The following is a 22,689-nucleotide window of genomic DNA, read 5'->3' as shown; positions in this document are numbered from 1 at the left end:
GCTCAGCGGAGCCCGTGGACGACTTCCAGGGGCGCGAAGCCGACACGGGTCATCGAACCGTCGTCCGCCCAGGCGACCTCGACCGTGTCCCCGTCCACGTTCACCCCGCTCACCGCAGTGGCGAGCGGCGCCGGATCCTCCTCCGCCGTCAGCGACGCGAGCGCCACCAGGAGCCGTGCCCCCTCCACATCGGCGCCGAGCCGGGGGAGGACCGCCCAGCGGGTGAACGCGGTGCCCTGCGGGGCCCGTACGTCCTCCTGCTCCTCCCAGCCGTGCAGCCCGTGCAACGCGGAACGGACCGCGTCCTCGGGGCCGGTCGCCCAGCCAGTCTCCTCGGCACGGGCCCCGGCGGGCGCGCCCAGGACCCGGTGCACCCGGAGTTCATACCGTCCCCGGACGACGGTCACGCTCTCGACCCGCAGGCCCGGCCAGGTCGGCGGGCCCTCCGGGAGGACCGGGGTGTGCCAGGACGCCGCCCAGCCCCAGCCGTCACCGTGACCCGCACCCAGCGGGTGGATCCGTACCCGGGTGCTGCGGGAGCCCCCGATCCGGAGCGACAGATGGTTGTCCGCGGTGTTCGCGGACGCCGTCGGGCCGGTGGCCGTCGAATACGCGAGACGGGCGTAGAGCGGGTCCGCGACATCCGCCGTCTCGCCCTCGTGCGGCCGGACATGGTCGCTTCCGTGATTGTGCAGCCGCACCACTCCGTCCGCCCGGGTCGACTGCACCAGCAGACCCGGTGACGGCAGTGACAGCACCCGGTCCGGCCCCTCGCTCGGGGCGGGCTCCTCCCGCGCCGTCCACAGCGGGTGCTCCGCCGGTGCCAGCAGGGCGACGAAGGCCTTCGACGCCCAGTACGGCGAGGCCGGACCCGAGTACACCTGGAGCGTCGCGTCGTGCGGACCGTGCCAGCCCAGGCTGAGCAGACCGTCGGCCCCCGCCGAACCGCGCTCCAGGAAGTACCGCAGCGAGCCGCTGACCAGCCGGCGGGAGACGCCCGGGGACAAGGGGGTGTGCCCGGACACCGCGCCCATCCCGACCGCCGCGCCCGCCGCGAAGCGGTAGGAGAGGGAGCGCCCGAAGTGCATCGGGGCGCCGTCCGCACCGAACATCAGGGAGAAGCCCTCCAGATGCTCGCGCAGCCGTGCGCCGTACAGCGCCGACAGCTCCTCGTCGCCCGACAGGTAGGCGTCCAGCACGGGATACAGGTGCAGCGCCCAGCCGTTGTAGTGGTCGAAGGCACGTCCGTCCCCGTCGGCGTACCAGCCCTCGCCGCGGTACCAGACCTCCAGCAGGTCGAGCGCCCGCTGCCGCGCGCGGCCCGTCTCCGCGTCACCCCGGCCGACCGACTCCAGGAACCCGGCGACGGAGAAGGGGAACAGGTACCAGTTGTTGGGCGCGGGCGTGTGCCGCAGGGCGCCGCGCAGCCATTCCTCCGCCCGGTCCTGGGTGGCGCCGTCCAGCCGGTCCCAGAGCCAGGGGCGGGTCAGCCGCAGGCCGATGGCGACCGAGGCCGACTCCACCATCGGCTGGCCGAACACGGTGTGGTCGAGGATCAGCGGCCAGGACTCGGCGTCGTCCCGTCCTGCCGTGCGGGTTCCTGCGGTGAGCCCGTCGGCGTACCGCTCCAGCCAGTTGTGGGGGTCCTTGCCCTCCGCCCCGGCGACCCGGAAGGCGGCGGTGAGGAACGTCCGGGCGTAGCCCTCCAGCCCGTCGGACCGCACGCCGGAACGCGAGGGGCGGCCCGGCAGGTCGAGGAGGGCCCGGCCGGGGGTCGCCCACTTCCAGGCGGCGTCCAGCAGCCCGTCCGCGGTGGCTTCCCAGTGCGCCCGGGTGTAGCCGGTGGACGGGCTCGCCGAACGGTCTTCGGAGGGGAGCGGGAAGGGGATGGAGCTCATGCGAGGAATGCCAGCCTTTCGCGTCGTACGGGATGGGCGAAGCCGTCGCCCGCGGCCCAGCGGGCGACCTCGCCGACCGCGAGGTCGGCCAGCCGCCGCAGTTCGTTGCCCTGGGACCCCGCGAGGTGCGGGGTGATGACCGCGTTGTCGCAGTCCCACAGCGGATGGCCCGCCGGCAGCGGATCGGGGTCGGTGACGTCGAGGACCGCGCGGATGCGGTCGGCCCGCAGCACGTCGGTGAGGGCGTCCTGGTCGACGACGGCGCCCCGCGAGGTGTTGATCAGGACGGCGTCCGGCCGCATCGACGTGAGGAGTGCGCGGCTGACGAGTCCCGTCGTCGCGGGCAGCAGCGGTGTGTGGACACTGACCACGTCGCTCTGCGCGAAGAGTTCCGCGAGGGCGACGGGGCGGACGCCGAGCGCGGCGGCCTCCTCGTCCGTGACGTACGGGTCGTGGAGCAGCACCCGCAGGTCGTAGGGGCGCAGCAGCTCGATCACCCGCCTCCCGATCAGCGAGGCGGACAGGATGCCCACCGTGCGCCGGTAGTTGCCCACTTCGGCAGGGGCCGCGAGCCAGGCGTCGCGTACGCGGCCGGCGCGGAAGTCCCGGGCCCGTTCCAGGACGCGTTTGCCGGAGAGCAGGATCATGGCCAGGGTGTACTCCGCGACCGGCAGGGCGTTGGCGGCCGCGGCCGACGACACCTCGATGCCCCGGTCCCAGCAGGCGTCGGTGACATGGCCCCTGACGGTCCCCGCCGTGTGCACGACGGCCCGCAGCGCGGGTGCGGCGGCCAGGACACCCGCGTGGATCGGCGGGCAGCCCCAGCCGGTGACCAGGACCTCGGTGTCCGCGAGCACGGCCCGGGCCGCCTCCGTCGTGAAGTCGTCGATCGCGGGCAGCGGGGCGAGCGCGCACACCCCGGCCAGCGCCGCCAGGGAGTCGGGGGAGAGCACCGCGGCTGCGGCGTCCGCTCCCATGGCGAGCGCGGCGCGCGGCCGGCGGTGTGCGGAGGGCGTGCTGGGCATGGTTCTCCTGTGCGGTGGTCCGGTGGGTCGGCTCGGCTACTTGACGGCACCCGCCGTCAGTCCGGAGCGCCAGAAGCGCTGGAGCAGGGCGAAGGCGAGGATCAGGGGCAGCACCGCGAGCAGCGAGCCCATGATGACGACGGGGTAGTACTCGGGCGATACGGACGCGGAGCTGTTCCAGGAGTACAGGCCGAGGCTGACCGGATAGAGGTCCTGGTCGGACAGCATCACCATGGGCAGGAAGAAGTTGTTCCAGATGGCGGTGAGCTGGAAGAGGAAGACGGTGACCAGCCCGGGACCCAGCATGCGGAGCGCCACCCGGAAGTAGGCGGCCAGTTCGCCCGCGCCGTCCATCCGCGCGGCCTCCAGCACCTCGTCGGGTACGTACCCCTGGCTGAAGATCCGGCCGAGGTACACCCCGAACGGATTGAACAGGACGGGGATGAAGACGGCCCAGAAGGTGTTCACGAGACCGGCGCCGGAGGCCATCAGGTACAGCGGCAGGGCGAGCACCGTCTGCGGCACCATGACCGCGGCCAGCACGAGACCGAACAGCTTCTCCTTGTGGGCGAAGCGGTACTTGTCGAAGGCGTAGCCGCACGCGATGCTGATCAGCGCGCCGAGCGCCGCTCCGAGTACCGCGTACAGCAGGCTGTTGCCGTACCAGCGCCCGTACAGTCCGCCGTCCATGGCGAACAGGTCCGTCAGGTTCTGGACGAAGGAGAAGTCGGTCAGCGACAGGACGTCGCTGCTGAACAGGGCGTCCCGGTTCTTGGTGGAGGCCAGGACCAGCCACAGCACCGGCAGCAGGGTGTACAGAACCGAGATGCCGACCACGAGGTTGACGACGGAACGGCCCAGGAGGCGGGGCCGCGGTCGCGATGCGGTCCGGGGTGCGGTCGACGCGCTCATCGGGCGCCCTCCTCGGCGGCGTCGGCGCGATTGGTCCAGCGGGTGACGCCGTAGGAGAGGGCCACCGTACAGAGGAGCAGCACGACCGAGGCCGCTGCCGCGAGGCCGTAGTTGTTCCGGGTGAAGGCGGCGTCGTAGATGTACATGCTGGGCGAGAAGCGCGAGTTGATCATCGGGGTCGACTGGCTGAGCAGCATCGGTTCGGTGAAGAGCTGGAGCGCGAAGATCAGGGTGAACATCGCCACCATCACGATCGAGGAGCGGACCAGGGGGGCCTTGACCTGGAGCGCGGTGCGGACGGGGCCGGCGCCGTCGACGACCGAGGCCTCGATCACCTCACGGGGGACCGCCTGCAGGGCGGCGTAGAACACCACCATGTTGTAGCCGAGGTTGCTCCACAGCGCGATGTTCACGATGGAGGGCAGCACGGTGTGCACACCCAGGAAGTCGATGGTGATGTCGGCCTTGCCGAGCACCTCGATGACCGGACTGATCCCGGGGGTGTACAGGTACAGCCAGATCAGCGCGGCGATGATGCCGGGCACCGCGTGCGGCAGGAACAGTGCCAGCTGGGCCGTTCCGCGCAGGCGTACGACGCCGGAGTCCAGCAGCAGCGCGAGCGCGAGGGCGCCCGCCACCATCAGCGGGATGTAGATCAGGCAGTACAGGGCGACGATGCCCAGACCGCCGAGGAAGGTCGGATCGGTCACGACCGCCGTGTAGTTGCGCAGCCCGGCGAAGACCGTGCGCTCCGGGCCGAAGCCGAGCCCGGGCTGGTCGTCGCTGAAGAAGCTCAGGTGGACGGCGGTGCCGACCGGGATCAGGAAGACGGTCACCATGAGGACGAGGAACGGCGTCATCAGGACGCCGCAGGCGCCCAGTTCGCGACGGCGCGTGGATCCGCGGCCGGTGGGCGCCGGTGCGGTGCCGGCCGGGCGCTCCGGTGCCGGGCGTACGGAGGTCTCCGCGGGAACGGAAACGGGTGTGGCGCTGGTCAAGGGTGTCACCTGCCTCTCAGCTGGACGGTGGTCGCGGTCGTGGGTCAGGTGGACTTCCTGGTGGTGGACAGTCCGAGCGCCCTGAGGTCCGGCACGGTGCCCTCCTCGGCGGCCCTGACCGCCCCGAGGATGTCGCCCCGGCCGCCGCTCGCCCGCGCGAACCCGTCCTTCATGAGCTTGCCGGTCGCGGTCATCCGGGGACCCCAGGTCCAGCCCGCGCGGATCTTGAGCGCCTCCTGCTCGAAGAGGGTGTAGATGTCCTGGCCGCCGTAGTAGGAGCGGTCGAAGGCCGCACGGCCCACGTCCACCAGCCCGGGGGCGGCCGGGTACTGGCTGCTGGCCCCGCTGGAGAGCCGGGCGCGCAGCGCGTCCGGATGCGAGACCTGCCACTCGATGAACTCCATCGCGGCCTCCGGCGCCGTGCTGTCCTTGGTCACCGCGAACGTCGAGCCGCCATGGGTGCCCACACCGGGGTCGGCCGGGTCCCACTGGGGGAGCGGTGCGATCGCCCACCGGTTCTTCTGGCCGGGGCGGGCCTTCATCTGGGCGCCCGCGTCCCAGGCACCGCTGAGCCGGGAGAGCACCGCTCCGCCGGCGATCTGGGCGTCGCTCTGCCGGCTCTCCGTGGCGTTCATGAAGACCAGTTCCCGGTCCGTCAGGCGCTGCCAGTACGCGGCCACGCGACGGGTCGGGGCGTCGGCGAGCGAGAGGTTCCAGGCACCGCCCGAGGTGTCGAACCAGCGCGCGCCCGCCTGCCACGACCATGCGGCGAAATGCGTGTCGCCGTCCGTGGGAAACAGTGCCATCCGGCGCTCGTGCCCCTTGCCGCGCACCGTCCGCGCGGTGTCCTCGAACTCCTCCCAGGTGCGCGGGACGGTCAGTCCGTACCGCTCGAAGAGGTCGGTGCGGTAGTGCATCACCATCGGCTCTATGTCGAGGGGGACGCTGAACACCCGCTTCTCGAAGGTGGTCAGCCCCAGGGCCTGCGGCAGCAGCGCGGCCCGCAGACCGTCGCTCATCAGGCCGGTGAGGTCACGGCAGACCCCGTCGATGGCGAAGCCGGGTACCTGGGGGTACTCGATGGTCGCGATGTCCGGGGCGTTGCCCGCCCGGGCGGCGTTGCTGAGCTTGGCGTAACCGCCCTGGCCACCCGAGGGGACCTGCTGGAAATCGACCTGGATGGTGTCGTGCCCGCGGTTGAACGCGTCCACGACCTCCTGGCTGCCCCGCAGGGCGGACCAGAAGGTGATGCGTGTCTTCCTGCCGTTCCCGCTGCTTACGGTCCTGCCGGTACTGCTCGTACCGCCCGATCGTGTGTCCCCGCCACCACCTCCGCAGGCGCTCAGCGCGCCCGTCAGAGGCAGTGCGGCGATCGTGGCGAGCACGGATCGACGGCTCTGTCGACCAGGCATGTGCGCCTCCCGCGGCTCCTGATTCGAGACACGGGGAATACTGATCGGCTGATCGATAGCGGTCAATAGATCGATCAGAAGAAGCTTGAAGTGTTCAAACGGTCATTCTGTTGGAACGGACGACTCCCGCGTCGATCCGCGCACTTCGAGCCGGGGGAGCAGCTCCGTCCTGCGCACGGGTCCGGTGGTGCCGGCGGGGTGGGCGAGCCGGTGCAGGAGCAGCTCGGCCGCGGCCCGTCCGATCTCGGCCCTCGGCGGAGCCACCGCGGTGAGGGCGGTGCTGCCCAGGGCCGCCACGACGTCGTCGTACGCCACCACGGAGCAGTCCCGCGGGACCCGGATCCCGCTCTCGGACAACCGCTGGACCAGCATCAGGGCGTCCTCGTCGCCGTGCAGGACCGCGCCCGTCACGCCCCGCTCCCGCAGCAGCCCCGCGAGATCCGGGACCTCCTCCCGGGAACCGGGCTCGCCCGGCCCCGCGTTCGGGGAGCTGAGCACCACCGACCAGTCCTCGACCTCCGGCCGTGTGCTCGCGATGTCGGCGAACGCGGCCCGTATGGAACGCGCCGTCGGGCTGTCGTTCCTGGCGGCGAGGACGAGCCGCCGGTGGCCCAGAGAGACCAGATGGTCCACGGCCAGGTGGATCCCGTACCAGTGGTCGGAACACACCGTGTCCACGGCGTGCAGCGCGCTGCCCGGCCGGGGACGCCGCTCCATCAGGACCGTCGGCACCCCCACGTCGGCGAGCCAGCCGTAGTCCGCCTCCTCGCCCGCGGCGCTGCGCCACCGGGGGGCGATCAGCAGTCCGCGCGCCCCCGCCGCCAGGGCCCGTTCCACCTGCGGCCGTTCGGCCCCCGCCGCCTGCGGGGCGATGTGGAGGGCGATCCGGGCCCCGGCCTCCTCCAAGGTGGTCCTGGCGCCGTGCAGGGTCTCGTAGAGATAGGAATGCCGCTCCGGGACGACCAGGGCGATCGCGGCGCCCTCCGCGGCCGGTTCGCCGCTCCGCGCGGCCGGCACCGGCGCCGCCGGACCGGCCTCGTCGCCCACGGGCCGCACCACCCCGTGCCCGCGCCGCAGCATCCCCGTCCTCGCCAGCTCCTCCACGTCCCGCCGGAGCGTGACCGCCGAGACGTCCAGCTCGGTGGCGAGCGAGCTCACCTTGACCGCTCCGCGCGCGTGCACCACCGCGAGGATGCGCTTACGCCTCAGCTCAACCGGCTCCCGCATGCTGGCCCCCTGCCTACCGCTGTGCGATGTTCGTTTGAACGTTTCCGTGAGCGATCGCAGCATAGCGAGGGACCGGCGCGCCCGGCGGTCTACTGGATGGAATGATGATCCGCCCAAGAGAGGATGTGTCTACCATCTGATCCGGCATGGACACCATCACACTCTGGCAACTGGCCGCGCTCGCGGCGGCATCCACTCTCGTCGGCTTCTCGAAGACGGCGGTCAGCGGTGCCAACACGATCAGCCTCGCGGTCTTCGCGGCCGTACTCCCGGCCCGCGAATCGACCGGAGTGCTGCTCCCGATCCTGATCGCGGGCGACATCATCGCCGTGCTGGTCTACCGCCGCCACGCCCACTGGCCGACCCTGCTGCGCCTCTTCCCCGCGGTCGCGGTGGGCGTGGCGGCGGGCACCGCCTTCATGATGTGGGCCGACGACGACGCCGTACGCACCTCGATCGGCGCGATCCTGCTCTTCATGGCGGGCGTCACCCTCTGGCGCCGGCGGGAACGGCCCCAGCCGCCCCCGGACGAGGAGGGCTCCGGCACGCCGTCGCGCGGAGAGCGTCTGAAGGCCCGTTCGTACGGGGTGCTCGGCGGGTTCACCACGATGGTGGCCAACGCCGGCGGCCCCGTGATGTCGCTCTACCTGCTGTCGGCGGGCTTCCGGAAACTGGGCTTCCTGGGGACGTCGGCGTGGTTCTTCCTGATCGTCAATACCTCGAAGGTGCCCTTCAGCGTCGGACTCGGCCTCATCGACGCGCGGTCGCTGCTGCTCGACGCCGCCCTCGTGCTGTTCGTCGTCCCCGGCGCCTACCTCGGCCGCGCCTGCGTCGGCCGGATCAACCAGAAGATCTTCGACCGGCTCGTGATCGGGGCAACGGTCCTGGGCGGCCTCCAACTGCTGCTGGGCTGAAGGCCGCCCGGGGGAGGCACGGTCAGACGATGCCCTCGGCGATCTCCGCCTGCTCACGGGCGTTCCCGTACGCGGCCGGAGTGCTGTAGGAACGGCGTGCGACAAACCACCACACCGTGGCCAGGATCAGCACCGCGACCAGGGCGATCGACGCGTAGTTCATGGAGTCGACGGTCACCGGCGAGGACTGCGGCAGCAGGAACAGCACGGTCACGACGGCGACCCACACCACGGCGATCCAGCCGATCGGCTTCGACCAGCGGCCCAGGTGCCAGGGGCCGCGCTCGAAGCGGTCCCCGGCCCGCAGCTTCAGGTAGATCGGGATGGCGTACGCGGGCGTGATCCCGATGACGTTGATCGCCGTGACCGCCCCGTACGCGGTCGCGGAGTACAGCGACGGGACCGCCAGCAGCGCGGCGACACCGACCGAGAGCCACACCGCGGGCACCGGGGTCTGGGTCCGCGCGCTCACCTTGCGCCACAGCGCCGAGCCCGGCAGCGCGTTGTCACGGCTGAAGGCGAAGACCATCCGGCTCGCGGCCGCCACCTCGGCGTTGCCGCAGAACAGCTGGGCCGCGATGACGATCAGCAGCATCACGGTGGCACCCGCCGTACCCAGTGCGTCGATGAGGATCTGGGCGGGCGGGACCCCGGTGGCACTGTTCTGCGTACCCGCGTAGTCCTGGATGGCGAAGGTCAGCCCGGCCAGCAGCACGAAACCGGCGATCCACGACACCCAGATGGCCCGCACGATGCCCTTCGCCGCCGTCACCGAGGCGTTGGACGTCTCCTCGGACAGGTGGGCCGAGGCGTCGTACCCGCAGAAGGTGTACTGCGCCAGCAGCAGACCGATCGCGGCCACGTAGAGGGGGTTCTCCCAGCCGGTGCCGTTGACGAACTCCGTGAAGACGAACGACGGCGACTGGTGGTTCGAGGGCACGATCGCCAGCACGGTCACGATCACGGCGACACCACCCAGGTGCCACCACACACTGATCGAGTTGAGGACGCTGACCAGACGCACCCCGAAGAGGTTGAGCACGGCGTGCAGCAGCAGGATGCAGAGGAAGATCACCATCGTGTGTCCGGGGGTCGGGTCGAACCCCCACTGCAGATTGAGCAGCGCGCCGGTGAACAGCGCGGCCCCGTAGTCGATCCCGGCGATCGCGCCCAGCAGGCCGAGCAGGTTCAGCCACCCGGTGTACCAGCCCCACTTGCGGCCGCCGAGCCGGTCGGCCATGTAGTAGAGCGCCCCCGACGTCGGGTACGCGCTGGTGACCTCGGCCAGGGCCATGCCCACGCAGAGCACGAACAGGCCGACACCGGCCCAGCCCCAGAGCATGACGGCGGGGCCGCCGGTCGACATGCCGAAGCCGTACAGCGTCATGCAGCCGGAGAGGATCGAGATGACGGAGAAGCTGATCGCGAAGTTCCCGAAGCCGCCCATACGGCGGGCGAGTACGGGCTGGTAACCCAGCTCGCGGAGCCGCTGCTCCTCGTCCTTCTGCGGCGCGGGCTCCGTGCCCGACGGGGTCGAGGCGGATATGGACATGGAGACGACCTCCAGGTGGGGGGACGGGCGGGACGGGAAACAGATGGGGCGGGGCGGCCCGGTCAGCCGTGAGGTGGCCCTCCGGGCTCGTGCTCCGCCGCCAGACAGCGGCCACGGGCCCGGAGGAACACGTCCTCGGCACCTGCCGGATCCTGCGGGGTACGGGTGCGATGGGCCCAGGGCGCCGAGGTGTAGTACGGACCCATCGCCCGGAACACCGGCGCGGCTTCGGCGAACCTGAGCGAACCCCACAGGGCATGCGCCAGATAATTGAGATCGAGCAGGGACAGGGCGGGCGGGTCGGCGGCCCGGAACCAGATGTGCAGGGCGCGCCGGGCGTCCCGCTCCCCGTCCTCGGTGACCCAGTGCAGGTCGAGCGCCCGCTCGTTGCCGTGCTCACGGCGGTAGCGCTCCACCCGGACGTACAGCGGAAGCACATGGAGCGCGGAGCCCTCCGGAGCGGAGGACGACGCCCACTGCACGAAGTTGACCGCCTCGGAGAGTGTGCCGCTCGCCCGTCTGGCGTAGACGAACTGCAGCATCCGGTGGTATGCCTCCCGGTTGAAAGGATCGCGCTTGTCCGCCTCCGCCAGAAGCCCCCAGGGGCCGGGGAACAGCATCGGTCCGGGCGGCAGCAGCCTGTGCTCCTCCAGACGCTGATCCTCGTCGAGCTGGGACAGCGCGAGGAGACAGACCCACGGCACCGGGTCCGCGGGCGAGGCGTGCGCTGCGGAACGGCACCCCTCCCACGCCTCCTGCCACAACTGCTGGGCGCTCGGGTGCTTCTCACGGTGCGCGCGCACGGCACGTTCCACCTTCACCCGGGCGTGCATCACCGTCGCCGCCACACTCCTCGGCTCCTCGGCGAGCCAGGCGTGCACGGTGTCGGAGCCCGCCGCCACAGCCGCGAGGACCTGGGTCCGCTGGGTCCACAGCGCCCAGTCCGGTGTGCTCTCCAGCAGATTCCGCATGGCGAGCCAGCGGCCCGTACGCAGGTCCTGTAACGCCACACGCAACGCGTGATCGTGTCCCGCGGGGTGGTAGACCGGCCGGAAATCACCGGTAGCCATGTACGCGCCCCGCCCCTGGACGCGCGGTGGGGGCGGGGCCGTGAGCCGGGCACGGCGGCACGGCGCAGGATCGTCTCGTCATGAATCCTCAAGAAGCGTGGGGGGTTGGGCTGTGCTGTCATGAACTGCCGGTGGTCATCGTCCGGTTGTCCACTCGGCGGAGAGTGTAGAGCGCCCGGAGCCCGCCTTCCGGTGACTCCGCGGATCTTACTCAAGTAGCGCCCTTATGGCGGACGTTGATCGCGGTATACAAGCCCGTGCGGGATGTTCTGGCCGGGGTTGACGCACGGCGTGGTCTGCACGACTGTGGGCACCGGGAGCAGATGATCACGATTCCGCCCGGGTCCGGGCGGTCCGCACGGCTGGAGCGTCGATTGACAGAGCCGGTACTCGCCATCGACCAGGGGACATCCGGGACCAAGGCGCTGGTGATCTGCCCGGAGCGCGGGGTGATCGGTTCCGGTTCGGCGCCGGTGCGCCCGCGCTACGGCGCCGGGGGCCTGGTGGAGGCCGACCCCGCCGAGCTGATCGGGTCGGTCCTCGACGCCGGCCGGCAGGCGGTGGCGGACGCCGCCGAACCCGTGGCGGCCGTCGGCCTGGCCAACCAGGGAGAGACGGTACTGGCCTGGGACCCCGCGACCGGACGGCCGCTCACCGACGCCGTGGTCTGGCAGGACCGCCGTGCGGAAGGCGTCTGCGGAGACCTCTCGGCACACGCCGACGAGCTGAAGAGGCTCACCGGACTGCCCCTCGACCCGTACTTCGCCGCGCCCAAGATGGCGTGGATCCGCCGCGAGCTGACCCGGGAAGGGGTCGTGACCACCAGCGACTCCTGGCTGGTCCACCAGCTGACGGGGGCCTTCGTCACCGACGCCGCCACCGCGGGACGCACCCAGCTGCTCAGCCTCCACGACGTCGACTGGTCACCAGCCGCCCTGGAGGTCTTCGGTCTGTCGGACGAGCGGCTGCCCGCCGTCGTCGACTGCGCCGGTCCGGTCGGCACCACCACCGCGTTCGGCGGGGAGATCCCCCTGACCGGCCTCCTCGTGGACCAGCAGGCCGCGTTGCTGGCACAGAACGCGCTGGAACCCGGCCAGGCCAAGTGCACCTACGGGACCGGGGCGTTCCTCCTCGCGCAGACCGGCAGCCGCCCGAGCGCCGGCTCCACCGGTCTGGTCAGCTGCGTCGCCTGGCGCCTCGGCGGCCGGACCGCCTACTGCCTCGACGGCCAGGTGTACACGGCCGCCTCGGCCGTGCGCTGGCTCACCGATCTCGGGGTGATCTCCGGGGCCGCGGACCTCGACCCGGTGGGAGCCTCCGTCCGTGACACCGGCGGGGTCACCTTCGTCCCCGCGCTCGCCGGCCTCGCGGCCCCCTGGTGGCGCAGCGACCTGCGCGGTTCCGTGACCGGGCTCGGGCTCGACACCACCGCCGGCCACCTCGTCCGGGCGCTGTGCGAGGGCATCGCCGCACAGGTCGTCGCCCTGGCCGACGCCGTCGCGTCCGACCAGGGCGCCCCGCTGACCACGCTGCGGGTCGACGGCGGACTGACCCGCTCGTCCCTGCTCATGCAGACCCAGGCGGACCTGCTGCAACGGCCCGTCGAGGTCTCGGCGCTGCCCGACGCGACCGCGCTGGGCGCCGGCGTGGTCGCCAGACTCGGACTCGATCCGGACCTGACGCCGGGCCGGGCGACACCCCCGTGGCGTCCCTCCGCCGTGTACGAACCACACATCGGCCCCGAGGAGGCGTCGGAGCGTCTCGCGGGCTTCCGCGCCGCCGTGGACAGCCTGCTGGAGCGCGTGTGACCGTCACCCTCACCACAGCCGGCCCTCTTCACCCCGACGGTGGCGCGGAGGGCACCTACGACGTCACCGTCGTCGGCGCGGGCGTCGTGGGCGCGGCCGTCGCCCGCGAACTGGCACGCCACCGACTGCGCACGGCCCTGATCGACGCGGCCGACGACATCGGCGACGGCACCTCCAAGGCCAACACCGCGATCCTGCACACCGGCTTCGACGCCGTACCCGGATCGCTGGAGGCCCGCCTCGTACGCGAAGGACGGGACCTGCTCGCCGCCTACGCCACCGAGACCGGCATCCCGGTCGAACGCGTCGGGGCGCTCCTCGTGGCCTGGGACGAGGACCAGCTCGCCGCACTGCCCGGGCTGCGGGACAAGGCGGCGCGCAACGGCTACCACGCGTCCCGCATCATCGACGCCGAGGAGCTGCGGGCCCGCGAACCGCACCTCGGCCCCGGGGCCCTCGGCGCGCTCGACGTCCCCGACGAGAGCATCATCTGCCCCTGGACCACCCCGCTCGCCTTCGCCACCCAAGCGGTCCGCGGGGGCGTCCATCTGCACCTGAACTGCCGGGTGCTGGACATCACCACCGACGCCGACACCCACACGCTCACCACCTCGCGCGGCCCGCTGCGCACCCGCTTCCTCGTCAACGCCGCCGGGCTCCACGCCGACGAGGTCGACCGCCTCCTCGGCCACGACGTCTTCACCGTGACCCCACGCCGCGGCCAGCTCGTCGTCTTCGACAAGCTGGCCCGCCCGCTCGTCAGCCACATCCTGCTGCCCGTCCCCGGCCCGGCGGGCAAGGGCGTCCTGGTCGCACCGACCGTGTTCGGCAACGTCCTCCTCGGCCCCACCGCCGAGGAACTCGACGACAAGACCGCCACCGGCTCCACGGCCGACGGGATCCGGTTCCTCCGGGAGAAGGGCCGCCGGATCGTGCCCGCGCTCCTCGACGAGGAGGTCACGGCCGTCTACGCGGGACTGCGCGCCGCCACGGGGCAGGAGGACTACCGCATCCAGGAGTACCCCGGCCTGCGCTACGTCGCCGTGGGCGGCATCCGCTCCACCGGCCTCACCGCGTCCATGGCGATCGGACGCCACGTCATGGAACTGCTCACGGCCGTCGGTCTGGACCCCGGCGAACCGCACGATCTGCCGCCCCTGACGATGCCCGGTCTCGGCGAGGCCTTCACCCGCCCGTACCGGGACGCCGCTCTGATCGCGGGGGACCCGGCGTACGGCACCCTCGTCTGCCACTGTGAACAGGTCAGCCTCGGCGAGATCCGGGACGCGCTGGCCTCGACGATCCCGCCGCACTCCCCGGACGGCCTGCGGCGCCGCACCCGCGCCCGCGGCGGGCGCTGCCAGGGCTTCTACTGCGGCGCCGCCGTCCGCGCCCTGTTCGAGGAGGAACGACCGTGACCGGGAAAGCACGCGAGGTGGACGTCCTGATCGTCGGCGCGGGACCCGCCGGCCTCGCGGCCGGAGCCGAACTCGCCGCGGCGGGCGCCGGCCGGGTGGAGATCCTGGAGCGTGAGCAGGAGGCGGGCGGGATCCCCCGCCACTGCCACCACGGCGGATTCGGCGGCCGCGTCGACCGGTCCGCGTACGCCTGGGCATCGGCGACCGGCTCCACGTACGCACGGCGAGGCACCACCGGGCCCTCCTACGCCCGCCGGAGCGTCGCGGCCGCCGCGGCAGCGGGCGCGGCCCTGCGCACCGGAGTCACCGCGACCGGCTGGGCGGGGCCCCGCACCCTCGAGACCACCGGGCCCGCCGGACTCGAACGGATCACCGCCCGCGCCGTGATCCTCGCGACCGGTGCCCGCGAACGCCCGCGCGGTGCCCGGCTGATCCCCGGCACCCGGCCGCCCGGCGTCTACACCACCGGCGAACTCCAGCAGGCCGTCCACCTGTACGGACAGCGGATCGGCACCAGGGCGGTCGTCGTCGGCGACGAACCCGTCAGCCACGCGGCCGCAGCGACCCTGCACGCCGCGGGCGTCCACCTCGTCGCCGTGGTCACCGACCGGACGGCCCCCGCCCTCCGGCTGCGGAATCCGCGCGTCCCGTTGCTCACCGGCGCCACCGTCACCGAACTCATGGGCAGGACACGCCTGTCCGGGGTGGCGCTGCGCCACGACGACGGACGTACGACCACCCTGCGCTGCGACACCGTGGTCCTGACCGGCGACTTCGTCCCCGACCACGAACTGGCCAGGCGCGGGGGGATCCTCCTCGACCCCGGCACCCGGGGACCCGCGTACGACGCCGCCCACCGGACCTCGCTGCCGGGCGTCTTCGCCGTCGGGAACCTGCTGCACGCCGTCGAACACGCGGGGTACGCGGCGCAGGAGGGCCGGGCCGTGGCGGTGCCCGTACTGCACCGCCTGGCCGGCACGGAGGAACCGGCGGGCGGCGGACGAAGGATCGTCGTCGACGCGCCCCTGCGGTGGATCGCTCCGAACGTGACGGGGCCGGACGGGACGCGTCCGCAGGGGGACCGGTTCGTGCTGCGCACCGAGCGGCGGCTGCCCCGTCCGCTGCTCGTCGTCTCGCAGGACGGACGGGAACTGCACCGGCAGCGACTGCGGGCCGCCGCGGTCCCCGGCAGACCGTTCCATCTGCCGGCCGACTGGGCCGACCGCGTCGACCGGGACGGCACGGCCGTTCGGATCACCGCCCGGTGACGGGACCGGATCAGGGGATGAGCAGCCAGTCGGCGCCGACGGCCGCCACCAGTCCGACCCCCAGGAGCCAGCTGCCGAGCCGGGTGCGGCCGTTCCTGCTGAGCTCGATCACCACACCGCAGAGGATGAGCGCGAGCCCGTACACCCCGACGACCAGGACCGAGGAACGGCTCGCTATGCGCAGGGCCAGGACGACGGCCATCGCCGCCATGCCCACGGAGGAGAGGACGATCCGCAGCCGGCGCGCCTGACGTGGCGTGAGTCTCCGTTCCTGCGCGGCGGCCCCGGACGTCTCCCCGGGGCTCCCACCCGGCTCGACGTCCTGCTCCTGTTCGTGCCGCTGGTCCTGGTCCTGGTCTGAAGTGCTCATGACGCCGGATCGTAACGGCTGCGCACCGTCATGGCCGCCCGACCGCCGGATCACCGGTGATCAGGCGATCGACGCCGAGACGATCGCGGACACGGCCAGGTTGCAGGACGCGGTCACCCACACCGCCGGGTGGGGCTCCCGCTCCACCAGCGTGGCCCCCAGCTTCCCGGGCGTGACGAGGTCCACGACGAGGAAGGCCACCGCCATCATGACCAGACCGAGCAGCCCGAACGCGGCCGTCGAGGCGAGGCCCTTGCCGAAGTCCTCGTAGGTCGTCCAGATCGACGTGAACACGATGCCGCCGATGCCGAGCAGCGCCGAACTCAGGAGGAGCGCCGCGTTGCGGTTGCGCTCCTCCCATATCTGGCGGCCGAGCTTGCCCGGAGTCAGGGCGTCGATCAGAAAGATGCCGAGAACGAGCAGTACGACGCCGAGGGCCCCGTATGCGGTGGCACGGCCGAGGCCGTTGATGATGTCGGTCATCGGGGCGTCCGTCTCCTGAGCAAGTGGTCGAGGAATGGAACATGAAGTGACGGACACGATCGACGATCCGTCAAGAGGGAGCAAAACCTATCGCACTCACCTGCTCACTCCCCGGCCCGGTCCTCCCGCCGCAACCGGGGAGCCTCCGCAGCGGCGTCGACGGCCCGCACCGCCCCGTCGCCTCCCGGGCGCCTGGATCCCTCGCCCGCGGCGGGTCCGGAGGGATCCACCCGGCCCGCCAGACCCTGTGCCCAGACGATCAGCCCGTCCACCCCGATCCCGTGCGGATCGGACGTGCGGAAAGCCTCCACGGCGACGGCGCCCCGCCTCAACAGCCGCGCCCCGCCCGCCGCGTTGCCCCGGGCGGCATGGGTCAGACCCACCGCCATCTGCGCGAGCCCCCGCCACAGCTCGCGCTCCGCGTCCGGCCCCGACTTCCAGGCGTCCTCGAACACCTCGTGGGCATGGAACGGCATCCCCGCGTCCAGCAGCCACTGTGCCTCCCGCACGGTCTCGCCGGGGGAGCGGACCACGCCCTCGGGCTGCCGCTCCACCCCCGGACTCCCGTAGGGCAGGGGGCGCCCGAGCCCGTCCCGAGGGCGCGCGTTGCGCGCCCTCCCTTCCCCGTCGCGGTCCCTGCGAGATTCGTCCACCCACCGATTGTGCCTCGCACCTGCGAAGAACCGCCGTAACCCTGTCCGTGGGCACCCGCGCATGGATAGGCTCGGTGCTCTCCGCAACCACCCTGGGAAGGGGAGGCATGAAGCCGTCCCGGCCGTTGTACGAGCGCGACCCCGAACTCGCGGCCGCAGCAAAGGCGTTGGACGCCCTGTGCGGTGGGCAGGCGGCCGGCGGGCTGCTCGTCTACAGCGGCGAAGCCGGCATCGGCAAGACCGCGCTGCTCGGAGAGATCCAGGCCATGGCCGCCGACCGCTGCACCATATGGTCCGCGCGCGGCGGCGAGACGGTCACGTCGGTGCCCTTCCACGTCGTACGGCAACTGCTCCAGCCCGCCCTGGACCGGTTCCCCGCCGACGAGACACGCGCCCTGTTCGGCGACTGGTTCGAGATCGCCGCACCCGCTCTCGGCCTCGCCGATCCCAGCGGGCCGCAGCCCGATCCCCAGGGTGTCCGGGACGGCCTCGACTACGTCGTGTCCCGGCTCGCCTCACGCCTCAGCCATCGGCCGCTGCTCCTCATAGTGGACGACGCGCACTGGGCCGACGGCGAATCCCTCGCCTGGCTCGCGGGCTTCACCGCCCGGCTGTCCGAACTCCCCGTGCTGGTCGTCCAGGCGCACCGCCCCCAGGAGTTCGCCGACCGTGACGCCGACTGGGCCATCGCCCGCGGCGCGGAACGCGCGGGCACCGCGGGCCACCCCGCGCTGATCCGGGTGGCGCTCCGGGCGCTCACCCCCGACGCCACCGCCGAGCTGGTGCGGGCCGGTCTGGGCGACCACGCGGACGACCCCTTCTGCCGCGAGGTCTGGGCCGTCACCGGAGGCAACCCGTACGAGGCGGTCGAACTCGTCGCCAAGGCGCAGGACCGTGAACTGGCACCGGTCGAGGAGTCCGCCGGCCTCCTGCGCGAACTCGGCGCCTCGGCCCGCGGCAGCGGGCTCGTCGCCCGGCTCGAACGCCTCGGTACCAACGCCAACCGCTTCGCCTGGGCGGCGGCCGTCCTCGGCACCGAGATCTCCCAGGAACTGGCGGCGACACTGGCCGGGATGAGTTCCGCGGAAGCCGCCGACTGCACGGCCCGGCTTCGGGACGCCCGCATCGTCAGCGGCTTCGACCCGCTGGAATTCGTCCACCCGCTCATCGCCAGCGCCGTCTACCGCTCGATCCCGCCGGCGACGCGCACGGCCATGCACGGACGGGCCGCATGGGCGATCACCCAGGCCGGACTCGGGGCCGCGGCGGCCTCCCGCCATCTGCTCGAGGTTCACCCGGACGACGACCAGGAACTGGTCGCGCAGCTCCGGGAGGCCGCACGGCAGCACCTGGCGGTCGGCGCCCCGCAGGCCGCGAGGCGCTGTCTCGAACGCGCTCTGGACGAACCGCCGCGCCCGCGGGACCGGGCGGCGCTGCTGTACGAACTGGGCTGCGCCACCCTGCTCTCCTCGCCCGCCACCACGGTGCAGCACCTGCGGGCCGCACTCGACACCCCCGGGCTCGACGGGAACCTCCGGATCGACGCCACCTTCCGGCTCGCCTCCGCGCTGTCCCACAACAACCAGCTCAAGGACGCGGCGCTCTCCCTGGCGGCCGAGGCGTCACGGACAGCACCCGGCCCCGGCCTCATGCGGCTCCAGGCCGCGCACTTCCTCTGGGAGGGCATGCAGGCCGCCGAGGACGACGGCCCGTCGCGTTCGGCCCGTCTCGCCCGCAACGCGGACCACCTCAAGGGACGCGACAACGCCGAGCGCGCCCTGCTCACCCTGCGCGCCTTCGACGCCATGCTGCGCGGTGAGAACGCCCAGCAGGTCGTCGACTTCTGCGAACGCGCACTCGTCGACGGGCGGCCCGCCCGCGGACTCGGCTGGACCGACTCCGAATGGGGCTTCGAGCTCCCCGCGATGGTGGGCATCACCTACGCGTTCACCGACCAGCTCGACCGGGCCGAGGCCCTGTTCAGCGAGGCCGTGCGCGCTTTCGAGATCTCCGGCTGGAGCGGAGCGCACCTCGCGTTCGCGCACACCCTCCTGGGGCTCGTGCACCGCCGACGCGGCCGTCTCGCCGAGGCCGAGGGCTTCCTCCGCGAAGGGCTCCGCCTAGCGGACAGGGCCGGCAGCGGACTGCCCGTCCACTGGGACGCCACCTGTCTCCTCGTCGACACCCTGATCGCCCGCGGACGGACCGCGGAGGCGCGGCTGGTCGCCGACCGGTACGACTTCGAGCCGCCCTACCCCAGTGCGATGGTCCTGCCGGACGCCCCGTGCGTACGCGGCCGGCTGCTGCTGGCCGAGGGCCGCACGGAGGAGGCGGTCGCCGAGCTGGAGTCGGCGGGAGCGGCGCTGGAGCCCCGGGGCCGTTTCAACGGTGTCTGGGCGCCCTGGGCCGGGGATCTCGCCCGCGCCCTGGCCGAGACCGATCCGGTCAGGGCCGCCCAGCTGGCCACCCGGGCGCGCGTCCACGCGGAGCGCTTCGGCACGGACACGGCGATCGGTGAGGCCCTGCGCTGCCTGGCCCTGTTCGTGCCGCCGGAGGAGGCCGCCCACCTGCTGGGCGAGTCGGTACGCCATCTCGAGACGTCCTCCTCCGCCTACGAGCACGCCCTGGCCCGCTTCGAGTACGGCGTGGCGATCCGCTCGCACCGGGAGATCGCCCGGGCCCAGAAGCTGGCCACCGCCTGTGGCGCGGAGGGACTGGCCACCCGCGCCCAGCAGGTACGCGCGTCGATCCGGTCCGCGGAGTGAGGTAATGTTTGTCCTGCGAAGCCGCCCGGAACACCGGGAGGAAACGCATCGGGACGTGGCGCAGCTTGGTAGCGCACTTGACTGGGGGTCAAGGGGTCGCAGGTTCAAATCCTGTCGTCCCGACTCGTAGGAGTCGTGGGCGGAGGGCCGGTATCGGAGAGATCCGATACCGGCCCTCCGTCATTCTCCGAGGCAACGACGAGCCGTCACCGGACGGTTCGCCCCGAATCCGCGCCCGCGACCGGGGACCGGTCAGCGCCGCGCGGAGAGTGCCGTCCCGATCTCCCGTACGAACGGCTCGAGGTCGCCCGGGTTGCGTGAAGTGATCAGCGTCCATCCGCCGGAGCCGTCCGTCACGACCGGCTCGTCGGTCCACTCTCCACCGGCGTTGCGGATGTCCGTCCGCAGCGAGGGGTAGGAGGTCATCCGCTTGTCCGGGACCACGCCCGCCTCGACCAGTGCCCAGGGACCGTGGCAGATGGCGGCGACGGGGCGGCCCGAGTCCGTGAAGGAGCGTACGAGCCCGTTGGTGGCGCTCTGCAGCCGGAGGGTGTCGGCGTTCAGGGTGCCGCCGGGAATGAGCAGCAGGTCGTAGTCCGAAGGGTCCGCGTCGTCCAGCGTCAGGTCCGGGCGCACGGTCCTCCCCAGATCCTTGTCACCGACCAGCGTCACGATGTCGTCCATCGACACCGCCGCCACATCGACCTGGGCTCCCGCACCGCGGAGGCGTTCGACGGGCACCAGGAGCTCGTCCTGCTCCACGCCGTAGTTGGTCACCACGGCCAGCACCCTGCGCTGCTCGAGTCCGTCGCCGGTCATCGGCTCCCACCTTTCCTCCGGACGGCCCACCGGGTCGTGGGACGTGATCGTGCGCCACCCACGCGGGGCGGCGGCGGACACGGTGCACGGGGGCGAAGCCCTGGTCGGGCCGGTCGTGGTCGTACCGTGCCGGCCTGGGCAGTTTAAGGCCGATCCCGGGCCGCTGCGACCGGGCGGATCACCGGGCCCGCGCCCCGGCGGGGAGCGACGCGGGCCCCGGTGCCCGGTCCGGAGGAAGAGGCGCTCAGGTGAGGTTCTCCAGGAACCTGGCCGCCACCGGCCCCGCGTCGGCGCCGCCCGAACCGCCGTCCTCCAGCATCACGCACCACGCCAGATCGCTGCCGCCCTGGTAGCCGATCATCCAGGCGTGGGTGCGCGGGGGCTTCTCCTGGCCGAACTCGGCCGTCCCGGTCTTGGCGTGCGGTTCCCCCGGGAGGCCGGTCAGGGCGCTGCCCGCTCCGTACGTCACCGTCGCCCGCATCATGTCGCGCAGGGCGCCCGTCACGGACGGGTCCAGCCGCGCGGTCGCCTCGTGCTTCTCCTTGACCGCGTCGGGCACCAGTACCGGCTGCTTGAAGGTGCCCTCCTTCACCGTCGCCGCTATCGACGCCATCACCAGGGGCGACGCCTGCACCCGGGCCTGTCCGATGGTGGACGCCGCGAGGTCGTTGTCGGACGTGCTCACGGGGACCGACCCGTCGTACGTCGTGTCCCCGACGTCCCACTCGCCACCGATCCCGAAGGCCTCCGCCGTGTCGTGCAGGGCGGAACCACCGGCCTCGGCGCGGTTCTCCACGAACATCGTGTTGCAGGACTTCGCGAAGGAGTCCTTGAACGTCGATCCCGCCGGCAGCGTGAACTGGTTCTGGTTCTCGAACCGCTGCCCGTCGACGTGGGCGAACTTGGGACACGCCACCACGTCCGACGGTTTCATGCCCGCCTTCAGCATCGCCGCCGCCGTGACCACCTTGAACGTCGACCCGGGCGGGTACCGCCCCGCCAGCGCCCGGTTGATGCCGCCGGCCGGACGGCTGGAGACGGCAAGGATGTTCCCGGTCGACGGCTCCAGGGCGATCAGGGCCGCGTTGACCTTCAGCCCTTCCATCGCCGCGGCCGCGGCTCCCTGGACCTTCGGATCGATGGTGGTGCGCACGGGTTCGCCGGGCTTCGCGCTGCTCTTCGTGAGTGAGGCCTCGGCCTCGCCGGACTGCCGGTCGGCGATCACCACCTCACTGGTGGCGGCTCCCCCGCCGCCCCGCAACTGCTTGTCGTAGCGTGCCTCCAGACCGAAGGCCCCCTTGCCCTGCTCGTCGACCGAGCCGCGCAGCGAAGCGGCCTGCAGGTCGTCGCCGTGCTTGTCGAGCACCGCGGCACGTTTCGCCACCGCCTTCAGCGCCAGCGTCTTGCCGGGCACCAGCCGCGGATGGACCATCGGGGAGCCGAACTCCACGATCCACTCCTCGGCCTTCCTGACCAGGGTCGCCTCGGACTCGTAGCGGAACACGCCGACCGCGGGGACGGTGAACCGCGCTGTGTAGGGGACGGTCACCTCGCCCTTGTCGTTCTTCTCGCCGTCGCCCGCCGACAGCTCGGACGCGGTGGGTTTCAGATTGGTCATCACCGAGGTCAGCAACGACTCCGCGGTCTTCGGCGAGTCCGACAGCGCCCCGGCCTTCGCGGCCTCGCCCGCGGCCCAGGCGTCGAGGAAAGACTGGAGCCGGGCGGTCGCCGCGACCACCTCGGGATCCTTCTCCGGTTCGTTACCGGACCAGGCGCTGTACCCCCACCACCCCGCCCCGGCCGCCAGGACGACGGCCGTCGCCACACCCAGTAACGGCCCTCTGCGTCGGCCTGCGCGGTCATGACGTGCCATCTGCTGCAAGGTGGGGTCCGACACTTGGCGTTGTCTCCTTGTCCACTGCGGATACCTCTGCCGCGACCGGACCGCCTCCGGCCACCTGCCCGACACGCTAACCGCTGCCCGTGGACGCCGGGCCCCCGTGGAGAGCGGCGGGAGAGTGAGCCGAGAGCGCGCAGCACGACGGGCGGGCCGGTGGCGCCCCGCACCGTCGGGGAGCACCACCGGCCCGCCGGGCC

At 72.3% G+C, this 22,689-nt stretch carries 18 protein-coding genes and 1 tRNA gene; 6 read left to right on the top strand and 13 right to left on the bottom strand.

Features of this window, described 5'->3' with window-relative positions; translation table 11 throughout:
- Window positions 1–2: 2 nt before the first annotated feature.
- From LWJ43_RS03070 to LWJ43_RS03045, 6 genes are all read right to left on the bottom strand, one after another.
- Window positions 3–1,898: a DUF2264 domain-containing protein gene (locus tag LWJ43_RS03070; protein WP_277330713.1), complete on the bottom strand. Its 1,896-nt coding sequence runs from the start codon at window positions 1,896–1,898 to the stop codon at window positions 3–5.
- Window positions 1,895–2,923, bottom strand: a complete 1,029-nt coding sequence (locus LWJ43_RS03065) for a hydroxyacid dehydrogenase (RefSeq protein WP_277330712.1) — start codon at window positions 2,921–2,923, stop codon at window positions 1,895–1,897. Before LWJ43_RS03065 ends, LWJ43_RS03070 begins: the two co-directional genes overlap by 4 nt.
- 36 nt (window positions 2,924–2,959) lie before the next feature.
- The gene (locus tag LWJ43_RS03060) at window positions 2,960–3,835 is read right to left on the bottom strand and encodes a carbohydrate ABC transporter permease (RefSeq protein ID WP_277330711.1); all 876 of its coding nucleotides are present in this window, start codon (window positions 3,833–3,835) and stop codon (window positions 2,960–2,962) included.
- Window positions 3,832–4,833 (bottom strand): carbohydrate ABC transporter permease, encoded by a 1,002-nt coding sequence (locus tag LWJ43_RS03055; RefSeq protein WP_277330710.1) that lies wholly within the window; start codon window positions 4,831–4,833, stop codon window positions 3,832–3,834. The genes LWJ43_RS03060 and LWJ43_RS03055 overlap by 4 nt, the downstream gene beginning before the upstream one ends.
- 44 nt (window positions 4,834–4,877) lie before the next feature.
- Window positions 4,878–6,245: an ABC transporter substrate-binding protein gene (locus LWJ43_RS03050; protein ID WP_277330709.1), complete on the bottom strand. Its 1,368-nt coding sequence runs from the start codon at window positions 6,243–6,245 to the stop codon at window positions 4,878–4,880.
- A gap of 102 nt (window positions 6,246–6,347) precedes the next feature.
- Complete coding sequence (locus tag LWJ43_RS03045) at window positions 6,348–7,472, bottom strand: substrate-binding domain-containing protein (protein WP_277330708.1); 1,125 nt, start codon at window positions 7,470–7,472, stop codon at window positions 6,348–6,350.
- 146 nt (window positions 7,473–7,618) lie between these two features.
- Between LWJ43_RS03045 and LWJ43_RS03040 the strand changes: the two genes are divergently transcribed.
- Window positions 7,619–8,386 (top strand): sulfite exporter TauE/SafE family protein, encoded by a 768-nt coding sequence (locus LWJ43_RS03040; RefSeq protein WP_277330707.1) that lies wholly within the window; start codon window positions 7,619–7,621, stop codon window positions 8,384–8,386.
- A gap of 22 nt (window positions 8,387–8,408) precedes the next feature.
- Here the strand turns inward: LWJ43_RS03040 and LWJ43_RS03035 are convergent, their stop codons facing one another.
- Window positions 8,409–9,938 (bottom strand): amino acid permease, encoded by a 1,530-nt coding sequence (locus tag LWJ43_RS03035; protein WP_277330706.1) that lies wholly within the window; start codon window positions 9,936–9,938, stop codon window positions 8,409–8,411.
- 62 nt (window positions 9,939–10,000) lie between these two features.
- Entirely contained in the window at window positions 10,001–11,008 is a 1,008-nt protein-coding gene (locus LWJ43_RS03030; protein WP_277330705.1) for a hypothetical protein, read from the bottom strand.
- Between the two features lie 374 nt (window positions 11,009–11,382).
- Between LWJ43_RS03030 and LWJ43_RS03025 the strand changes: the two genes are divergently transcribed.
- Genes LWJ43_RS03025 through LWJ43_RS03015 form a run of 3 tightly spaced genes read left to right on the top strand, consistent with a single transcriptional unit; the run spans window position 11,383 to window position 15,502 of the window.
- Window positions 11,383–12,816 carry an FGGY family carbohydrate kinase gene (locus LWJ43_RS03025; RefSeq protein ID WP_277330704.1) on the top strand — a complete coding sequence of 478 codons (1,434 nt, stop codon included), beginning with the start codon at window positions 11,383–11,385 and terminating at the stop codon, window positions 12,814–12,816.
- Window positions 12,813–14,234, top strand: coding sequence for an FAD-dependent oxidoreductase (locus LWJ43_RS03020; protein ID WP_277330703.1), 1,422 nt, complete (start codon window positions 12,813–12,815; stop codon window positions 14,232–14,234). Before LWJ43_RS03025 ends, LWJ43_RS03020 begins: the two co-directional genes overlap by 4 nt.
- Window positions 14,231–15,502, top strand: a complete 1,272-nt coding sequence (locus tag LWJ43_RS03015) for an FAD-dependent oxidoreductase (protein WP_277330702.1) — start codon at window positions 14,231–14,233, stop codon at window positions 15,500–15,502. Before LWJ43_RS03020 ends, LWJ43_RS03015 begins: the two co-directional genes overlap by 4 nt.
- 10 nt (window positions 15,503–15,512) lie before the next feature.
- Here the strand turns inward: LWJ43_RS03015 and LWJ43_RS03010 are convergent, their stop codons facing one another.
- The 3 genes from LWJ43_RS03010 to LWJ43_RS03000 form a co-directional block, all read right to left on the bottom strand.
- Window positions 15,513–15,872 (bottom strand): hypothetical protein, encoded by a 360-nt coding sequence (locus LWJ43_RS03010; protein ID WP_277330701.1) that lies wholly within the window; start codon window positions 15,870–15,872, stop codon window positions 15,513–15,515.
- Window positions 15,873–15,932: 60 nt separating this feature from the next.
- Window positions 15,933–16,355, bottom strand: a complete 423-nt coding sequence (locus LWJ43_RS03005; protein WP_277330700.1) for a DUF350 domain-containing protein — start codon at window positions 16,353–16,355, stop codon at window positions 15,933–15,935.
- 104 nt (window positions 16,356–16,459) lie between these two features.
- Window positions 16,460–17,008, bottom strand: a complete 549-nt coding sequence (locus LWJ43_RS03000) for a DUF309 domain-containing protein (RefSeq protein WP_277330699.1) — start codon at window positions 17,006–17,008, stop codon at window positions 16,460–16,462.
- 107 nt (window positions 17,009–17,115) lie between these two features.
- Between LWJ43_RS03000 and LWJ43_RS02995 the strand changes: the two genes are divergently transcribed.
- Both LWJ43_RS02995 and LWJ43_RS02990 read left to right on the top strand, forming a co-directional pair.
- The gene (locus LWJ43_RS02995; protein ID WP_277330698.1) at window positions 17,116–19,773 is read left to right on the top strand and encodes an ATP-binding protein; all 2,658 of its coding nucleotides are present in this window, start codon (window positions 17,116–17,118) and stop codon (window positions 19,771–19,773) included.
- Between the two features lie 49 nt (window positions 19,774–19,822).
- Window positions 19,823–19,896: transfer RNA gene (locus tag LWJ43_RS02990), tRNA-Pro, on the top strand.
- A gap of 129 nt (window positions 19,897–20,025) precedes the next feature.
- On the opposite strand, the gene LWJ43_RS02985 is transcribed toward LWJ43_RS02990, so the two are convergent.
- Complete coding sequence (locus LWJ43_RS02985) at window positions 20,026–20,592, bottom strand: type 1 glutamine amidotransferase domain-containing protein (protein WP_277330697.1); 567 nt, start codon at window positions 20,590–20,592, stop codon at window positions 20,026–20,028.
- Between the two features lie 244 nt (window positions 20,593–20,836).
- Complete coding sequence (locus LWJ43_RS02980; RefSeq protein WP_277330696.1) at window positions 20,837–22,465, bottom strand: penicillin-binding transpeptidase domain-containing protein; 1,629 nt, start codon at window positions 22,463–22,465, stop codon at window positions 20,837–20,839.
- Window positions 22,466–22,689: the final 224 nt, after the last annotated feature.

Origin of the sequence: Streptomyces sp. JH34 (assembly GCF_029428875.1) — a bacterium.
GTDB lineage: Bacteria > Actinomycetota > Actinomycetes > Streptomycetales > Streptomycetaceae > Streptomyces.
The sequence above is the reverse complement of the archived record's forward strand: the minus strand, read 5'-3'. Positions and strand labels throughout refer to the sequence as shown.